This is a genomic window from Deinococcus radiophilus (assembly GCF_020889625.1).
GTDB classification, from domain to species: domain Bacteria; phylum Deinococcota; class Deinococci; order Deinococcales; family Deinococcaceae; genus Deinococcus; species Deinococcus radiophilus.
On the sequence record NZ_CP086380.1, the window covers coordinates 1,177,554 to 1,193,006 of the forward strand.

Annotated in this window: 16 protein-coding genes; 4 read left to right on the plus strand and 12 right to left on the minus strand. The window is 61.5% G+C overall.

The window, feature by feature from the left end:
* Positions 1 to 43: 43 nt before the first annotated feature.
* The 6 genes from dtd to LMT64_RS06005 form a co-directional block, all read right to left on the minus strand.
* Complete coding sequence (dtd, locus tag LMT64_RS05980; protein ID WP_126350909.1) at positions 44 to 505, minus strand: D-aminoacyl-tRNA deacylase; 462 nt, start codon at positions 503 to 505, stop codon at positions 44 to 46.
* Positions 505 to 795 (minus strand): DUF1844 domain-containing protein, encoded by a 291-nt coding sequence (locus LMT64_RS05985; RefSeq protein WP_126350910.1) that lies wholly within the window; start codon positions 793 to 795, stop codon positions 505 to 507. The genes dtd and LMT64_RS05985 overlap by 1 nt, the downstream gene beginning before the upstream one ends.
* A gap of 12 nt (positions 796 to 807) precedes the next feature.
* Positions 808 to 1,863, minus strand: coding sequence for a type III polyketide synthase (locus LMT64_RS05990; RefSeq protein ID WP_229253075.1), 1,056 nt, complete (start codon positions 1,861 to 1,863; stop codon positions 808 to 810).
* A gap of 91 nt (positions 1,864 to 1,954) precedes the next feature.
* Positions 1,955 to 2,386 carry a hypothetical protein gene (locus tag LMT64_RS05995; RefSeq protein WP_126350912.1) on the minus strand — a complete coding sequence of 144 codons (432 nt, stop codon included), beginning with the start codon at positions 2,384 to 2,386 and terminating at the stop codon, positions 1,955 to 1,957.
* A gap of 182 nt (positions 2,387 to 2,568) precedes the next feature.
* Positions 2,569 to 3,510, minus strand: a complete 942-nt coding sequence (locus tag LMT64_RS06000; RefSeq protein WP_126350913.1) for an aldo/keto reductase — start codon at positions 3,508 to 3,510, stop codon at positions 2,569 to 2,571.
* Between the two features lie 120 nt (positions 3,511 to 3,630).
* Positions 3,631 to 4,413, minus strand: a complete 783-nt coding sequence (locus LMT64_RS06005; protein ID WP_126350914.1) for a nitroreductase family protein — start codon at positions 4,411 to 4,413, stop codon at positions 3,631 to 3,633.
* 71 nt (positions 4,414 to 4,484) lie between these two features.
* Here LMT64_RS06005 and LMT64_RS06010 point away from each other — a divergent pair, with 71 nt between their 5' ends.
* Positions 4,485 to 5,468: an ornithine cyclodeaminase family protein gene (locus tag LMT64_RS06010; protein WP_126350915.1), complete on the plus strand. Its 984-nt coding sequence runs from the start codon at positions 4,485 to 4,487 to the stop codon at positions 5,466 to 5,468.
* 67 nt (positions 5,469 to 5,535) lie between these two features.
* Here the strand turns inward: LMT64_RS06010 and LMT64_RS06015 are convergent, their stop codons facing one another.
* Positions 5,536 to 5,868, minus strand: a complete 333-nt coding sequence (locus LMT64_RS06015) for a hypothetical protein (RefSeq protein ID WP_324295853.1) — start codon at positions 5,866 to 5,868, stop codon at positions 5,536 to 5,538.
* A gap of 89 nt (positions 5,869 to 5,957) precedes the next feature.
* Positions 5,958 to 6,377 (minus strand): nucleoside-diphosphate kinase, encoded by a 420-nt coding sequence (ndk, locus tag LMT64_RS06020; RefSeq protein ID WP_170165885.1) that lies wholly within the window; start codon positions 6,375 to 6,377, stop codon positions 5,958 to 5,960.
* Positions 6,378 to 6,506: 129 nt separating this feature from the next.
* On the opposite strand from ndk, the gene LMT64_RS06025 reads away from it, so the two are divergent.
* Positions 6,507 to 7,622, plus strand: a complete 1,116-nt coding sequence (locus LMT64_RS06025) for an AI-2E family transporter (RefSeq protein WP_126350917.1) — start codon at positions 6,507 to 6,509, stop codon at positions 7,620 to 7,622.
* 64 nt (positions 7,623 to 7,686) lie between these two features.
* Here the strand turns inward: LMT64_RS06025 and LMT64_RS06030 are convergent, their stop codons facing one another.
* Entirely contained in the window at positions 7,687 to 8,058 is a 372-nt protein-coding gene (locus LMT64_RS06030; protein ID WP_324295854.1) for a VOC family protein, read from the minus strand.
* A 157-nt stretch (positions 8,059 to 8,215) separates the two neighbouring features.
* Between LMT64_RS06030 and LMT64_RS06035 the strand changes: the two genes are divergently transcribed.
* Positions 8,216 to 9,007: a chlorite dismutase family protein gene (locus LMT64_RS06035; protein WP_126350997.1), complete on the plus strand. Its 792-nt coding sequence runs from the start codon at positions 8,216 to 8,218 to the stop codon at positions 9,005 to 9,007.
* A 134-nt stretch (positions 9,008 to 9,141) separates the two neighbouring features.
* On the opposite strand, the gene LMT64_RS06040 is transcribed toward LMT64_RS06035, so the two are convergent.
* Positions 9,142 to 10,980: an ABC transporter substrate-binding protein gene (locus tag LMT64_RS06040; RefSeq protein ID WP_229253076.1), complete on the minus strand. Its 1,839-nt coding sequence runs from the start codon at positions 10,978 to 10,980 to the stop codon at positions 9,142 to 9,144.
* A gap of 453 nt (positions 10,981 to 11,433) precedes the next feature.
* Entirely contained in the window at positions 11,434 to 13,266 is a 1,833-nt protein-coding gene (locus tag LMT64_RS06045) for an ABC transporter substrate-binding protein (protein WP_229253077.1), read from the minus strand.
* A 320-nt stretch (positions 13,267 to 13,586) separates the two neighbouring features.
* Between LMT64_RS06045 and LMT64_RS06050 the strand changes: the two genes are divergently transcribed.
* Positions 13,587 to 14,531 carry an Hsp33 family molecular chaperone HslO gene (locus LMT64_RS06050; protein ID WP_126350920.1) on the plus strand — a complete coding sequence of 315 codons (945 nt, stop codon included), beginning with the start codon at positions 13,587 to 13,589 and terminating at the stop codon, positions 14,529 to 14,531.
* A 95-nt stretch (positions 14,532 to 14,626) separates the two neighbouring features.
* Here the strand turns inward: LMT64_RS06050 and pyrF are convergent, their stop codons facing one another.
* Positions 14,627 to 15,433, minus strand: coding sequence for an orotidine-5'-phosphate decarboxylase (gene pyrF / locus LMT64_RS06055; RefSeq protein ID WP_126350921.1), 807 nt, complete (start codon positions 15,431 to 15,433; stop codon positions 14,627 to 14,629).
* Positions 15,434 to 15,453 lie beyond the last annotated feature (20 nt).

Below are 15,453 nucleotides of genomic sequence, written 5' to 3' on the forward strand. Positions count from 1 at the left end.
GCGGCGCAGATGAATATTGCGCCGCCCCCCTCGCTGGTATGCTCTACCCCCTTGCCTGCGCCCACTCATCGGTGTCCAGCATGATCGTCACCGGGCCGTCGTTGCACAGGTCAATCTGCATATCTGCGCCAAAAATACCTTCTGCGACTGTGAGCCCCTCGCTGCGGAGTGCAGCGTTGAACGTGTGATACAGCTGCTCAGCCAGGACAGGCGGCGCAGCACGGCTGAATCCGGGGCGGTTGCCACTCCGGGTGTCCGCGTACAGCGTGAACTGACTGATACTCAGCACCTCGCCACCTAAGTCATGTACGCTCAGGTTCATCTTGCCGGCATCGTCGCCAAAGATGCGTAGGCGGGCAATTTTCTGTGCCAGCTTGGTGGCCTCAGCGGCGGTGTCCTGCGGCCCCACACCCAGCAAGACGACCAACCCGCCCGCAATCTGGCCGGTCACCTTGCCCGCCACTGTGCAGCGCCCGTGTGTGACCCGCTGAATCAGGGCACGCATCAGTTGGAGGCCTGAGGACGAACCTGCTCCTGACGGGCCTGCAGCAGTTCACGCAGCGAGGCCACGGCGTCCGTCAGGATTTCAGCTTCTTCAAAGTCCAGGTTGCCACGCGTCTTTTCAGCCAGCATCAGAAGCAGGTTCAGCGAGCGCTCGGCCACCTGTACCGAGCGGCCTTCATCCAGCAGACCGTCGCGGGCAGCGCTGCTGGTTGCCGCGTTAAGCTGGCCCAGAGCAGCTTCGGCGGTAGCGGACACCGAGGTGACCAGTCCTACAAATTCGGGATTTGCCATTGAATCAGGGTATCAGAGCGCCTCGATCAGAACCTGCTCGGCACTGAATCCAGGACCCATCGCACTAAGCAGCCCCCGGCCCTGCACCCCCTGGTCCAGCAGTTGCCGCAGGACGAACAGCACCGTCACACTGCTCATGTTGCCGTTGTGGCGCAGCACATCCCAGCTGGCAGCCAGGGCCTGGGCTGGCAGTTGTAGCGCCCCAGCGTAAGCTTCCAGCACCTTTACCCCACCGGGATGCACCGCCCAGAAGTTCACCTGGTCCCGCGTCCAGCCGGCCTGCGCCAGCGCCCCCGCCACATTGTCCGCCATCATTTCTGTGACCAGCGCAGGAATGTCGCGGCTGAATCGCACCTTCAGGCCACTGTCCACCACGTCCCAGCCCATGATGTCCTCACTGTCCGGAATCAGCGTGGAGCGGGCACTATGCAGGGCCAGCCGGGGTGGGGCCGCATCCAGGTCCGGTGCGGTCAGTACCGCCGCTGCCGCACCGTCGGCAAAGAGGGCCAGTCCCACCCAGTTGGAAGCGGATTCATCGTCGGTCAGCAGGGTCAAACTACACAGCTCTACCGCGACGTACAGCACTGCCTTGTGACCGCCACGCACCAGATCAGCAGCGCGGGCCAGTCCCGCTGCACCACCCGCGCACCCCAGGCCCCACAGCGGCACGCGGGCCACCTGACGGCTCAGGCCCAGGGCTTCGGTCAGGTAGGCGTCCAGGCTGGGTGTGCTGATGCCCGTCGTATTAACGACGACCACCGCACTGATGTCCTGAGGCTGGACGCCCGCTTGCCGTATCGCCTGAGCCCCCAGCTCCGCGCACAGCCGCCGGGCCTCTTGCACGAAAGCCGCATTCTTCTCCCCAAACGTGCGCGGCGTCTGATACCACTCCAGCGGACAGGCCAGCGCACGACTTTCGATCTGGGCGTTTCCGAATACATCCAGCAGGTTGCGGCGGCCCGCCAACCGGGGAAACATGGCCTGGGCCACCTCCCCGATCTCGGTCTGGCCAGCGCGGTGGGGCGGGGCCCCGGTCACCAGGGAACGCAGCACAGGCATGTCAGTCATCCCTGTATTGTGCGCCCCCGGCCACCCGGCACGCCGTAACATTCACCGCTGCCGGCCTGTGAGGGATGACCGGAGGCAGCAGTTTCGGTGCTTATTTCTCAGCGAACAGGCCCAGGCGGTAAAAACAGCCCTCGTCTTCGTTCAAGCAGTCATACATACCGACCAGCGCGTAAATGGTGGTGCCCGCCTTCAGGTCTTCCCCGTAGACCACCGGGTAATCATCGTCGTACACGTCGGTGTACAGCATGTCCCCATTGGCATCAAACAAGGTCAGGTCAATGTCAAAGCACTCGTCGTCACACGCTGCCATCAGCATGTAGTTGCCGTTGGCCGGGACCTTCAACATCACCAGCTTCTGATCTTCAGCCACCAGGCGGCCATCCACCGGGCTGCCTACTGGCTTGTAGTCCTCCGCGAACTCCTCTACCAGATCAGCAAACATCGGTACGTCACTTTCAGCGGACAGTGCAGTGGGCAGAGCAGCCGCCAGCAGGGCGAACAGCAGGGCTTTGGATTGTTTCATAACCATCCTCCGTGGACTTCCTTCCGCCGCTGAGGCGCTGCCACCAACGGAACTACGGACGGGGGAACAGCGCGAAGCCCAGACTGCCCCTCATAATGTAAGGAAGTTCGCGTTGATTCTACACCCCGGCGAACCTGGGCCATTCAATCTGCCGGGTCAAGAGCGGTGCATCAGACGGCTGCTCAGAGCAGCTCTTCGTCCTCAGTCAACTCCTGTTGCCATTCCTGGCGCCCAGCCTGATCCAGCCGTACAAACTCCTCATCGCTCAGAACCAACGACGCAGCGGCAACGTTCTCGCGCAGGTGCGAAACACGCGAGGTCCCCGGAATCGGGAGCATCACTGGACTACGGCGCAGCAGCCACGCCAGGGCGGTCTGCGCGGGGGTGGCTCCCAGTTCTGCGGCCACCTCGCTCAGCACATGGCCCGCACCCGCCAGCTGTCCCAGCCCCAGCGGATTCCAGGGCATAAACCCGATTCCATGGGCCTCACAGTAGTCCAGCACGGCCTCACTGCGGCGGTGAACCAGGTTGTACTGATTCTGAACCGTGGCCACTGGAAAGTAGCGCTGCGCCACTTCAATGTCTTCTAGCTGGCACTCACTCAGGCCCGCATGGCGAATCACGCCCCGATCCAGCAGGTCGCGGATGGCGGCAAACTGCTCGTCGCGCGGCACCCGGCGGTCAATGCGGTGCAATTGCCACAGGTCGATGCTGTCTACTCCCAGACGGCGGCGTGACAGTTCGGCACACTGCCGCAGATAATCCGGCTGACCCAGGGGCCGCCACTCGCCGGGGCCAGGGCGCACCTGTCCCCCCTTGGTCGCCACCACCACCGTGTCGTAGGGGTGCAAGGTGCGGCGAATCAGCTCCTCACTGAGATGAGGCCCATAAGCGTCAGCCGTGTCAATGAGGTTGATGCCCAGCTGCGGAACCAACTCCAGCACCTCAGCGATTTGAGTTTCGTCGGTGGGCAGGCCCCACGCCCCGCGCCCTACCGTGTGCAGCGCCCCGAATCCCAGCCGGGCCACCCGCAGTTCTCCGCCAATCGCAAAAGTCCCAGCGGCAGCAGCGCTGATCGGCGAGGGCTCAGCAGGTTGGGCAGACAGGTCAAACTCTTCATTCATACGGCTCCCTTGAGGCACACCCGTGCCTGGTCGTGGCCCACTCTGGCAGGGCGGCTGCCGAGCGAAAGTGGCCGCGCCCCCTTGTTCTTCACAGAAACCGCGCCAACTCGAACCCCCCCATCAGTCGGTTTCAGGCTGGCCCACCTGCTCGCGGTAGACATACTGCGGCAGCCGCTTGCGGTGACGGCTGCTCCAGTCAATACTGGGCCGGGCCTGATCATCCGGCAGATACCCCAGGCGGTAGACCGCCATCAATTCCAGCTCCGGCGGCACGGCTAGCAACGCCCGAATGGCTTGCCACTGACGGGGGATTTCCATCGGGGTCGAGACAAACTGAATGCCCATGCCCAGCTCGCCCACCGTATTCCAAATGTTCTGCACCGCTGCGCCCATCCCGAACACCGAATAAAAGCCGCTCAGCTCACCGGGGCGGTATTCTTCTTTGTCCAGCAACACGGCCAGCAGCAGCGGACTGCCGGCCACCAAGCGGCGGTTGTCCTCGCCCAGTTTCTTGGGCACGCCCAGCTTGCGCATCAGCCCCAGGCCCGAATCGCTGAAGATCTGCCGGGTAAAGGGCCGCAGCGGGGCGGGCAGATGATCAATGTGAATCCCGTCGCGCCGCTGCTCCATCTCGGCTTCCGAGAAGCGGAAATACTTGCGGTAGCGCTCAAAGAAAATGCCTGCCTCGATCAGCTCAGTCATGCTCTGACCTGCAATCTCGGCCACGCGGCCGATGGTCTGCGGGTCTTCAATCAGCACGAAGCGCCAGGGCTGCGAGTTGAAATGGCTGGGCGCCGCCTGGGCCACCTGCATCAGCAGGCGCTGATGCTCACGCGATACCGGGTCAGGGCGAAAAGGTCCATTGGTGGTCCGCCGGGCCATCAGCCCCTCGATCAGTTCCATTCGGTCCAGCCTAGCAGCCGGGTCCGGGGCAGATGTGCCCAGGCGGCGCCTGGCTCCTCTACTCTGGGCCTATGCTTATTCTCAGTGAACAGCAGATTCAGTCCTTTTATGGAATGCCGCAGGCCATCCGTGATCTGATTCCGGCACTTCAGGCCGAGCACGCCGGGAAGGTACAGAACCCGCCCCGATTGGTGCTGGAGGTCCCTGAGAAAGAGGCCTCGGCGCTGTATATGCCCAGCGGCATCGGCGGCCTGGGGGCAGTGGGTTGTAAGGTGGTCACCGTTTTTCCGCAGAACCCCGCCCAGAAGCTACCGACCATTCAGGGCGTGATTGTGCTGACCGAGGCAGAGACAGGCCAGCACATCGCCCTGATGAGTGCGTCTTACCTCACCCGGCTGCGAACTGGGGCGCTGACTGGCATTGCGGCAGATCATCTGGCCCGCGCAGGAGCTGAACGCCTGGGCGTGATCGGCACCGGCGGCATGGCGGCGGATCAAATTCGGGCGGTGAGGCAGGTCCGGCCCCTGCGGGAATTGCGGCTGTATAACCGTACCCCCACCAAAGCCGAGGCACTGGCCGCCGAACTCCGCACCGAACTGCCGGACGTACAGATCAGCGTCTCCCCCACGGCCGAAGCCCTGGTCGAAGCCTCCGACATGGTGGTGGCTGCCACGCAGTCCAGCACGCCAGTCTTCGATGGAGCGGCGCTGCAGAGCGGCACGTTTGTCAGTGGAATCGGTTCCTATCTGCCTTCTATGCGTGAGGTAGACCTGACCACCATCCAGCGGGCTGACAAAATCGTGCTGGATACGCTGGAAGGCACCCGCTCCGAGGCCGGAGAACTGATTCATGCCGAGCAGGCCGGAGTCTGGAACTTCGGCCAAGCCCACTCGGACCTGGCAGGTGTGGTAGCCGGAGCCAAACCAGGCCGCGAATCGGACGCGGAGATCATCTTCTTCAAATGCGTGGGCGCAGCTTACTTTGATCTGGCGGTGGCGCAGGGCACCTACATAGAGGCGCAGCGCCGGGGGATAGGTACACAGGTAGACATCTGACCTATCGCTTGAGCCGCCATGGCTTGGAGCTGCGCACGAGTGCGGTAGAACCTGCAAAAGCCACGCTCTAGGAGGCGAATGACCACACCCGCCATGCCCCTATGGCGAAGGCTGCCGCGCAGGCCAGCGCCAGGCCCCAGTGATTCGCCCGCCCTGGCTGGGTGCGGGGCATCAGCAGCAGCAGACCCAAAGCAGGGAGCAGCCAGGGCCAGGGAGCAGCAAAGCGCCAAGCCAACGCCATACTGAGGGCAGTTGCAGCCACCACTGCGAAAAACAGGGCATGATGCCAGGCCCGCGCCGTCTGCCAGCGCCGCAGTTGGAGGCCCAGGCCCAATATCAGCAGGGTCAGCAACAGCGCGGCTGTCAGCATCAAAGTCCAGTGGTGGGGCAGCCAGGGCACTGGCCCAGGCTAGCGCAGGGTTTAACCCATCAAAAAGAGCAGAGGGCCACCGGGTCTCCACGACCTACAGCCCTCTGCAGAAATATGGCTTACTTGATCAGTTCGCTGTCGCTGAAGAACAGAGCCAGTTCACGCTCGGCGCTCTCGGGGCTGTCGCTGCCGTGCGAGACGTTCTCACCCATGCTGGTGGCGAAGTCACCACGAATGGTGCCCGGAGCAGCGTTGGCGGGGTTGGTCGCGCCCATCATGCTGCGCCAGCCAGCAATGGCATTCTCGCCTTCCAGAGCAATGGCCACCACTGGACCGGAGGTGATAAAGTCCACCAGCTCACCGAAAAAGGGCTTGTCCGAGTGCTCGCCGTAGTGGTTCTCGGCCACTTCACGGGGAATCTGGTACAGCTTGAGGCCCACCACACGGTAGCCCTTGTGCTCAATGCGGCGCAGAATCTCGGCGGTCAGGCCACGCTTGACACCGTCGGGTTTGATCATGGCAAAAGTACGTTCTGACATGATCCAGAGTGTAAAGCATTTGTCAGCGGCGGGAGCAAAGGCCCACAGTTTCAGCATTCCGGGCCGCTGCGTTCATCCAGCTTCCAGACTCCATTCTTCCTCACCTGTCAGCTCCCTATACTGCGGAGCGTGATCTCCGCACCCAAACCTCCCAACGCCTTTCAGCACGCTTGGCGCAATCCCTGGCTCCGCCTGGTGGTGTTTATCCTGCTGGCCCTGGTGGCCCTGCGTTTCGCTGGCCTGATCGGGGCCGTGATCGTCAACTTCGCGGTGGCCTACCTGATCGCCTATATCGCCAATCCCCTGCTGAACTGGCTGGAACGTGGCCGGGTTCCGCGTGGCCTGGGTGTGCTGTTCGTGCTGCTCCTGTTCGGGGGCTTGCTGACCCTGGCTGGGGCGTTGCTGGGTGCCATTGCCGGGCAGCTGATCGACCTGCTGCGGCAGTTGCCCCAGCTGATCCAGAACCTAGAGGGCTGGGCCGACTCGGCCACGACCTGGCTACAGGGCCGGGGGGTCACGGGCCTGGAAGACATCCGCGAAGGCTTGACCACCACCATTCAGACCTATACCCAGAACCTGGGCGACAACCTCGTGCCGATCCTGCAACGCTGGCTGGACCCGCAGGGCGCGCTGTTCACGTCCATCATCACCATCGGTAGCGTTTTGGGGCGAGTGGTGATCATCCTGCTACTCAGTGTGTATCTAATGCTGGACTACAGCCGCGTGAACAAGGCCATGCTGAAAATGTTTCCCCGCCCCTGGCAGCCCCGTGTCCTGGAATTCTCCGACCTGGCCGGGACCGCCATCGGCGGCTATGTGCGCGGCCAGCTTTTGATTGCGCTGTTCGTGGGGTCGGTGGTGGCGCTGGGCCTCAGCCTGCTGGGTATTCCCAGTGCGCTGGCCATCGGCTTTCTGGCCGGAGCCTTCAACATCATTCCCTACCTGGGACCAATCATCGGGGCGGTGCCAGCGGTACTGCTGGCCATCCCCATGGGCCTGGGCAAAGTGGTCATGGCCATCGCCGTATTCCTGATCGCCAACCAAGTGGAGGGCAGCTTTCTCAGTCCGATGGTGCTCTCCAAGACCACCGATCTGCACCCAGTGACCGTGCTGCTGAGTATCCTGATCGGGGCCAGCGTGCTGGGCTTTGCTGGGGCGTTGATCGCTGTGCCACTGGTCGCTCTGGGCAAGCTGGCGCTGGAAAAGTACTACTACTCGTCCAAGATCTATACCGAAGGACCGTAAGGTTGACCTAACCCGATAGGAAAAAGGCCGCCGCACCAGGAGTTGATCCCGTGCGGCGGTCCTTTTAATCTTCTAGGCGAATTTGCAGCAGTTCCACCGAGCGACCATCCGGATCACGCACAAAGGCCATCAAGCGGCCACCGGGACTGGGCTGCAATGGGCGGCTGAGTGTGTGTCCGGCAGCCTGCAGCCGACCCACCAACTCCGTCAGGTCGGGCACTTCAAGGGCCAAGTGTTCAGCCCAGTGAGCATGTGGAACTGGAGCCTCACCGGTGATCTGGAACAACTGCAATTTGCCATTCCCCAGGTCCAGCACCGCTCGGTCATAGCCTTCACTGGTCTGTACGCGGCGAATCACCTCAGCTCCCAGCAGGGCGTAAAAGTCCAGGGTGCGTTCCAGATCGGTGGTCAGGAAAGAAACATGCTTGAAGATCATCTGTCCAGACTAGTGCAGCCGGGAAAATCGTCCCCCAGGCGCAGGCCGGGGGCATGCGACAATAGATGCCATGACCGATCCCAAGACCGATCCATCCGTTCCTGAGACTCAGGGCGCTCCCAGCACCACCCTACAGGGAGCCGAAGGCGCTCCGCCCATGCAACCCAGTGGCCCGGCCGTCGCCGCCCGCAAAGGCCGGGGCCGCATGGTGGACCTGGACCCCAGCGGTCAGGTCACGCAGCGAGGGCCGGATCAGCAGATGCGCCAGTTCCTGCACTACGCCTTTTACAAGCTGGACCCGGCCTTTCGCCGTCTCCCCCAAGCCGAGCGTGAAGAGATCAAGTCCGAATTTCTGGGGGCCGTGCAGGGCTGGACCGAAGACGCCCCGCGTGAGAAGGGACTGATTCAGCGTACCTACTCGCTGGTCGGCGTGCGCGGCGACACTGATTTCATGCTGTGGCGCATCGCCTTTGACCCTGCCGACTTTCAGGAGGCCCAGGCCCGGCTGAACCGCACCCGCCTGATGGGTTACCTGACCCAGCCCTACAGCTACCTGAGCATGCAAAAGCGTAGCCAGTATGTGGTCCGCATTGAAGGCAGCGGTCACGGCCTGGAAATGCTGCCCGGCAAGGGCAAATACCTGTTCATCTATCCCTTCGTCAAAAAGCGGGAGTGGTACGACCTGACCCCTTACTCCCGCCAGGGCATGATGGACGAGCACATCTACGCCTCCGAGCCGTTCAAGGGCGTGCGGATCAACACCAGCTACTCCTACGGCATTGACGATCAGGAATTCGTGGTGGCCTTTGACAGCGACTACCCCCAGGAATTCGTGGACCTGGTTCACCGCCTACGCTACACCGAGGCCAGCAACTACACCTTGCAGGACACGCCCATGTTCACATGCCTCCGTAAGGAGATGGAGGAGCTGCTGGACGATCTGGCCTAAGCTTTCCGGTCTCACCTCACCAGCAGGCTGCGTCAGCAGTGGCCTGCTGGTTTTTTGTGCAGCACCACCAAAAAGCCGCCCCGAAGAGGCGGCCTTGTGGTTTCTAGAACAGTGTCTAGGAAGTGAGTAAAAGCTTATTCGGTCTTGCTCAGGTCCCTGATGAGCCAGCCGCCAGCGCGCATCTGGTTGCGGGTTTCCAGGGTGCGGCCCTGGACGTTGTTGGGGGTCGCCATGATGCCGATAGCATTGGGCAGAATGATGTAGTAATTCTCGGCCGCAGCCTTGTTGGCAATCTGGCTGTACAGCGCCTTACGCTCGGCCTCATCAATGGTGCTGCGGGCTTCGTCAATCCAGCCGTCAATTTCAGGATCACTGATGTGCGTGCGGGGAGCGTAGTAACCCTCGGAGTGGTACATGGTGTGAACAAAGTTGTCGGGGTCGGCGTAGTCAGGAGCCCAGCCGCCGTACACCATTGCTTCCACGTTGGAGCTGTCGATGATTTCGCTCCAGGGCTTGGTCACGATATTGACGCGGAACTTGGGGTTCATCTGCTCAATATTGGCCTTGAGGATTTCCATGGCCGTTTGCAGGGTCGGAGCATTTTCCTGGATCGCAGCATTCAAGGTGAAGCCGTTTTCCCAAGCGGCGCCACCGTGGGCCGCTTCACAGGCCGCCTGTGCACCTTCCAAGTCAACACTCTGGTAAGGCACGCTCTCGTCGTAGCCCAGGAAGGACTTGGGCAGCAGGAAGTTCATCTTCTCGCCCTTACCGCGCTGCACCTGTTCAATGTAGGCGTCTGAGTCGAACGCTTTGACGAAGCACTCACGCATCTGAGCATCAGCAAAGAAGTTGGTGGGTACGCCGTCGCCCCAGTTCCCGGAACCGATGTTCTGGCTACCTTCCAGGTCCTGGTTCATAATCAGACCACGTGCAGAAAGATCGGTCGTCGTGTCCATCACACTAATGCCGGGCTGACCTGCAATTTGGGTTTCAACCACTTCACGGCTGCCTGCATCAATCAGATCGGCATCACCGCTCAGCAGAGCCTGAATGCGGCTGGAATCTTCAGGCACAATCTGTCGCACCCAGTTTTTGATGGCTGGAGCACCACCCCAGTAGTCTTCAAAAGCAGTCAGGGTGGTGTTGGTCGCATCAGAGGAAGCCAGGCGGTAAGCGCCGGTACCACTGGCGTCCTTGGACAGGGCGCTGCCGGACAGGTCTACACCAACCCAGTCGGCCATGGTGTCACCCGTGCCGTCCCACTCGCCGATTTCGATGGCGTGCTTGCTGTCCACGATGCTCTGACCGGTGTAGGCCAGCTTGGACAGGAAGGCGGGGTCGGTCTTGGGCAGGGTGAAGACCAGGGTTTCACCATCACACTGCACAGCGTTGTCGATGCGCTCCCAGGTGACCGTATCGTCGTCGTTGGCGTTCGCGCCCGTTCCCAGCAGCGACTCAGCAAAGAACCAGTTACCCGACTCGGCGGAGTTGGTGACCAAGTTGCGCTGGAAGGTGTACTCGGCGTCGGCACAAGTCATGGTGTTGCCGCTGTGGAACTTGACATCCGGGCGCAGGGTAAAGCGGTACTCGGTGCCGTCTGCGTTGGCTTCCCACTCGGTCGCCAGCAGGCCTTCCAGATCGGTCAGTGAGGAGCCCTTGTAAGCCACCAGGGTTTCATACACGTTTTCCAGCACTGCGCCGCTGGCAGTGTCATAGGTATTGCCAGGGTCCAGGGTCGGCAGGTCAGAGCTGGCCATGTAAACATAGTTTTCCTTACCAGTCTTGCTACCGCCGCCTTCAGTCACCGCATTGGTGGCTTCAGGAGTCGCCGTCTCAGTGGTTTCGGTCGTCTCAGTGGTTTGCGTGGTGGTTTCGCCAGCATCAGTGGTGGTCTCGGTGGTCGTCTGCGTGGTGTCGTTGCAGGCGGCCAGCATCAGGGCCAGGGTGGTCAGCAGAATGGCAGGTTTCTTCATTGAATCTCTCCTAGGGGGGGGGTCGGTTCAGCCGTCTATCTAGGCAGCTGCTTGCCTCGCATCAAGTCGGAACACTGGCAGTACAGAACGAGGCACACATGACTGCGGCCCCAGATGAGAACTGGATCTGCTCAAACTTCAGCATTCCTGACTGATGTGTCACAATACACCCGCAGTTTTGGTTTGGCTAGTGACAAATACAAAAACAGGGTGCCAGCGGGGGTGTTCTCATCCTTATCTTGGCTCAGGTTCATCTGATTGCGGGTACAGCCATTAGAGGGGCTTTCCGTTAAACCGACTTTAAAGGTACCGGGGTGAAACGGCCCTCCAGCGTGCATATACCAGAGAGATTGACACGGCGTTGCACACAGAGCAAGCAAATAAAACCCGCCCAGCACGTAGCCGGGCGAGATTTGGTGAAATCCGAGCAGCAGAGTGTTGCACTCCGGTTGCTTATTGGGTCTTGCTCATGTCTTTCCAGTAGGTGCCGAACAGCGGGTTGTCGAACTCTGCACCGTAGCCTTCCAGGTTCGTGTGGTAAGCATTGATACCCAGACCAGTAGGAATATGGATGAAATAGGCCTTGTCCTTGGTGTACTGCGCGATCTGGCTGTACAGTTCTACACGGCGGTCTTCGTCAATGGTGGAGCGGGCCTCGTCAATCAGGGCATCCAGCTCAGGATCGCTCAGGCCACCACGCGGGGCATAGTAACCGTCGGTGTGGTAGAAGGTGTGGATGAAGTTATCCGGGTCGGCGTAGTCCGGTGCCCAGCCCACGTAAACCATCGCCTCTTTGTTGGTGGCGTCAATGATGTCGCTCCACTGTTTGCCGACCAGGTTCACCTTGAACTTGGGGTTCATGGCTTCGATGTTCTGCTTGAGGATCTCCAGCGCCGTCTGCATGCTCTTACTGCCTTCGCGGTAAGCGGCATTCAGGGTAAAGCCGTTTTCCCAGGCGGCGCCATCATGGGCGGCTTGGCAGAACTCTTCGGCCTGTGCCAGGTCAAACTGCTGTGGCTCGATGCTGTCGTCATAGCCCAGGAAGGACTTGGGCAACAGCACGTTCAGCTGCTCGCCTTTGCCGCGCTGCACCTGCGCGATATAGGTGGGAGCGTCGAAAGCGTAAACGAAGCACTTCCGCATGTTTTCGTCCTGGAAGAAGTTGGTCGGAATCCCGTCCCCCCAGGTGCCGGAGCCGATGTTGGTGCTGCCTTCCAGCTGCTGGTTCATGGTAAAGCCGTAAGCGCCCAGGTTGGTAATATTGTCGTAAATCTCGACCCCTGGCTGACCAGCCACCTGCGTTTCCACCACTTCGCGTGAAGGGAACTCGACCAAGTCCGCATCACCGCTCAGGAAAGCCTGGATGCGGCTGGACTCTTCAGGCACCAGCTGGCGCACCACGTTCTTGATGGACGGCGCGCCACCCCAGTAATCTTCGAACGCTTCCATGGAGATGGTGTTGGCGTCGTTGCTCACCAAGCGGTAAGCGCCGGTGCCACTGGGGCCCTGAGCCAGCGGGCTGCCGGTGATGTCCACCCCGACGGCGTCCTTCCAGGTGTCACCCGTACCGTCCCACTCGCCGATTTCAATGGCGTGCTGGCTGTCCACGATGGCCTGGCCGTAGTAGGCCAGTTTGGACAGGAAGGCCGGGTCAGCTTTGGGCAGGGTGAAGACCAGGGTTTCGCCGTCACACTGCACGGCGTTGTCAATGCGCTCCCAGGTGATGGTGTCGTCGTCGTTGGCGTTGGCACCGGTGCCCAGCAGCGACTCGGCAATAAACCAGTTGCCCGAATCCGCAGTGTTGGTGACCAGGTTGCGCTGGAAGGTGTACTCGGCGTCGGCGCAGGTCATGATGTTGCCGCTGTGGAAGGGCACGTTCTCGCGCAGGGTAAAGCGGTACTCGGTGCCGTCCTCGTTGCCTTCCCACTCGGTGGCCAGTACGCCTTCAAGTTCGGTCAGCGAAGTGCCGCTGTAAGTCAGCAGCGTTTCGTACATGTTCTTGACGAACAGGCCGCTCTGGGTGTCGTAGGTGGTGCCGGGGTCCAGGGTCGGAATATCGGCGCTCTCCTGAATCACCAAAGTGTCTTTACCGGTTTTGGAACCGCCACCTGCCGCAGTGGTGCCTTCAGCAGCGCCCTCGGTGGTGCTTTCGGTGGTTTCCGTCGTGGTTTCGGTGGTCTCCGTGGTGGCTTCGCCAGCCTCGGTGGTGGTGTCCGTCGTGGTGGTGTCGTTACAGGCGGCCAGCATCAGGGCCAGGGTCGTCAGCAGGATGGCAGATTTTTTCATGGTTTCTCCTTGTGGGACTGGGAATAAGATCTGCATGAGTATACACACAAATTTGTAAAGGGTGTCAACTGCCTGGGCCAAGGGCCATACGAGAGGCAGTTAAGGCTGGATCCATCCCTCTATTTATGTCATTTGACAGAATATGTCCAGCCAGGAATAGAATAGTCATGAGTGGCAATTGAAGGTGAAAATGATCGGCGTAGGCCCTCGTGAGAAAGATGAAGTCCTGTAGTAGGTCTGTGCGTGACACGGGGACAGCGGAGCCACAACTGACGGCCCTGGCACGGTTGTCGGGCAGGGCCGTGCATTACCCTTGACCTATGACCGATTCCTCTGTTTCTCAGTCCTACCTGCTGCGCGGGATTGCCGCTCAAGGCACCCTGCGCGTGGTGGCACTGGACGGTACCCAGATCACCGAAGAAGCCCGGCTCCGCCATGAGCTGAGCAAGACAGCTACCGCCGCGCTGGGCCGCACCCTGATGGGCGCTGCACTCCTGGCTGTCGTGCTGGGCAAAAACGCCGGGAGCCGCGTGGCGGTCCGCATTCAGGGCGGCGGCCCTATCGGCTGGGTGGTGGCCGAAGGTACGGCTGGCGGCGATGTGCGCGGTGAACATCAAAGCGGCAGTGTGCGCGGATACGTGCATCAACCCGGCGCAGACCTGCCCGTGCGCGAAAGCGACGGCAAACTGGATGTGGGCGGCCTGGTCGGTAAAGACGGCGAACTGGCCGTCACCCGCCTGCTGGAAAATGCTGAACCCTGGACCGGCAGTGTAGAACTGGTCAGTGGTGAGATCGCCGAGGACCTAAGCACGTATCTGGGCAAATCCGAGCAGATTCCCAATGCTCTGCTGTTGGGCGTCTACGAAGAAGGCGGGCGGGTGGCCCTGGCCGGTGGACTGCTGATTCAGGCCATGCCCGGCGTGAGCGACGAAACCCTGTCCCGCCTAGAAGAGAACCTGGGCCAGGTCGGACAACTGACCACCTCGATGCGCGAAGTGGGTCTGCTGGGGACCATCCAGCGGGCACTGGAAGGCCTAGACCCCCAACTGGGGGCCGACGCCGAGCCTTGGCACTTTGCCTGCCGCTGCTCGCGCGAACGGGCGGCCAGCAGCCTGATGTTTTTCGATGAAACCGAGCGTCAGGACATGCAAAACCAAGGCGGCCAGGAAGTGGTCTGCCACTGGTGCAACGAGAAGTATTTCTTTCAGCCCGAAGAAATTGCCGGGCTGGAGCTAGAAGATGCAGCGGACTCGGCGCAAGCCTAGATAGCCCAAGCAACATGAAAGTAAGAAGGCGGCCGGCGAATTGGGAGGTGTTTCCCGTTGCCTGCCTTCTTACTTTTTACGGCATCACAGCCTTTTTATGGCATTACAGCATTCAACTCGTCCCTGAACCCCTGGGCAGCGGCCCGTGCGGCGGCCACATCTAGGCCGTCTGCATACTGCACGCCCCGACTGGCGCTGACCAGGGCGCCGGTGCCACCGGGGTGAAAGGCACCCGCCAGGTCACGTGCCTGCGCGCCCTGAGCGCCCAACCCCGGCAGCAGCAGTAAGGCACGCGGCATCAGGCTGCGGAAACGGGGCAGGTCATCCGGATGGGTGGCTCCGACCACCGCGCCTACACTGGCGTATTCGCCGCCTTCCTCGGCTCCTAAGCGGGCGACCTCGGCAGCTACGCGCTCGCTGAGGCCCTCACCTTGCAAGTCGGCCTGGTCGGGGTTGGAAGTCTTGACCAGCACGAATACCCCGCCGCCGTGTTCCCGCGCCGCCCCCACGAACGGTTGCAGCGCGCCAAATCCCAGGAACGGGTTCACCGTCAGGCTGCTGCCTGCGTGCCGCCCGGTCAGCCAGGCCTGCGCATAAGCCTCTGCCGTAGAGCCGATGTCACCGCGCTTGGCATCCAGCACGACGGGCAGGCCCAGCGTGCGGGCCGCCGCGCAGACCTCTTCCAGAATCTCCATACCCTGCACGCCCAGCGCCTCGTAAAAAGCGACCTGCGGCTTGACGGCAGCGGCGTAGGGCGCGGTGGCTTCCAGGACTTCCAGCGTGTGACGGCGCAGATGAGCAGGGTCCCGGTAGTGGCTCAGGCGCGGGTCCAGGCCCACACATAGGCGGGTATTCAGGGTGCGGGTACGCTCGGTGACAGCGGCAGCAAAGGGGGTGGTCATCGGATTTAGTGTAGTACGGG

Excerpts from the sequence above, each read along its gene's own strand:
- dtd (WP_126350909.1), bottom strand. The coding sequence starts at position 505 with ATGCGTGCCCTGATTCAGCGGGTCACACACGGGCGCTGCACAGTGGCG.
- LMT64_RS06000 (WP_126350913.1), bottom strand. The coding sequence starts at position 3,510 with ATGAATGAAGAGTTTGACCTGTCTGCCCAACCTGCTGAGCCCTCGCCG.
- LMT64_RS06005 (WP_126350914.1), bottom strand. The coding sequence starts at position 4,413 with ATGGAACTGATCGAGGGGCTGATGGCCCGGCGGACCACCAATGGACCT.
- LMT64_RS06050 (WP_126350920.1), top strand. The coding sequence starts at position 13,587 with ATGACCGATTCCTCTGTTTCTCAGTCCTACCTGCTGCGCGGGATTGCC.
- LMT64_RS05995 (WP_126350912.1), bottom strand. The coding sequence starts at position 2,386 with ATGAAACAATCCAAAGCCCTGCTGTTCGCCCTGCTGGCGGCTGCTCTG.
- ndk (WP_170165885.1), bottom strand. The coding sequence starts at position 6,377 with ATGTCAGAACGTACTTTTGCCATGATCAAACCCGACGGTGTCAAGCGT.
- LMT64_RS06030 (WP_324295854.1), bottom strand. The coding sequence starts at position 8,058 with ATGATCTTCAAGCATGTTTCTTTCCTGACCACCGATCTGGAACGCACC.
- LMT64_RS06040 (WP_229253076.1), bottom strand. The coding sequence starts at position 10,980 with ATGAAGAAACCTGCCATTCTGCTGACCACCCTGGCCCTGATGCTGGCC.
- LMT64_RS06035 (WP_126350997.1), top strand. The coding sequence starts at position 8,216 with ATGCAACCCAGTGGCCCGGCCGTCGCCGCCCGCAAAGGCCGGGGCCGC.
- LMT64_RS05985 (WP_126350910.1), bottom strand. The coding sequence starts at position 795 with ATGGCAAATCCCGAATTTGTAGGACTGGTCACCTCGGTGTCCGCTACC.
- LMT64_RS06045 (WP_229253077.1), bottom strand. The coding sequence starts at position 13,266 with ATGAAAAAATCTGCCATCCTGCTGACGACCCTGGCCCTGATGCTGGCC.
- LMT64_RS06010 (WP_126350915.1), top strand. The coding sequence starts at position 4,485 with ATGCTTATTCTCAGTGAACAGCAGATTCAGTCCTTTTATGGAATGCCG.
- pyrF (WP_126350921.1), bottom strand. The coding sequence starts at position 15,433 with ATGACCACCCCCTTTGCTGCCGCTGTCACCGAGCGTACCCGCACCCTG.
- LMT64_RS05990 (WP_229253075.1), bottom strand. The coding sequence starts at position 1,863 with ATGACTGACATGCCTGTGCTGCGTTCCCTGGTGACCGGGGCCCCGCCC.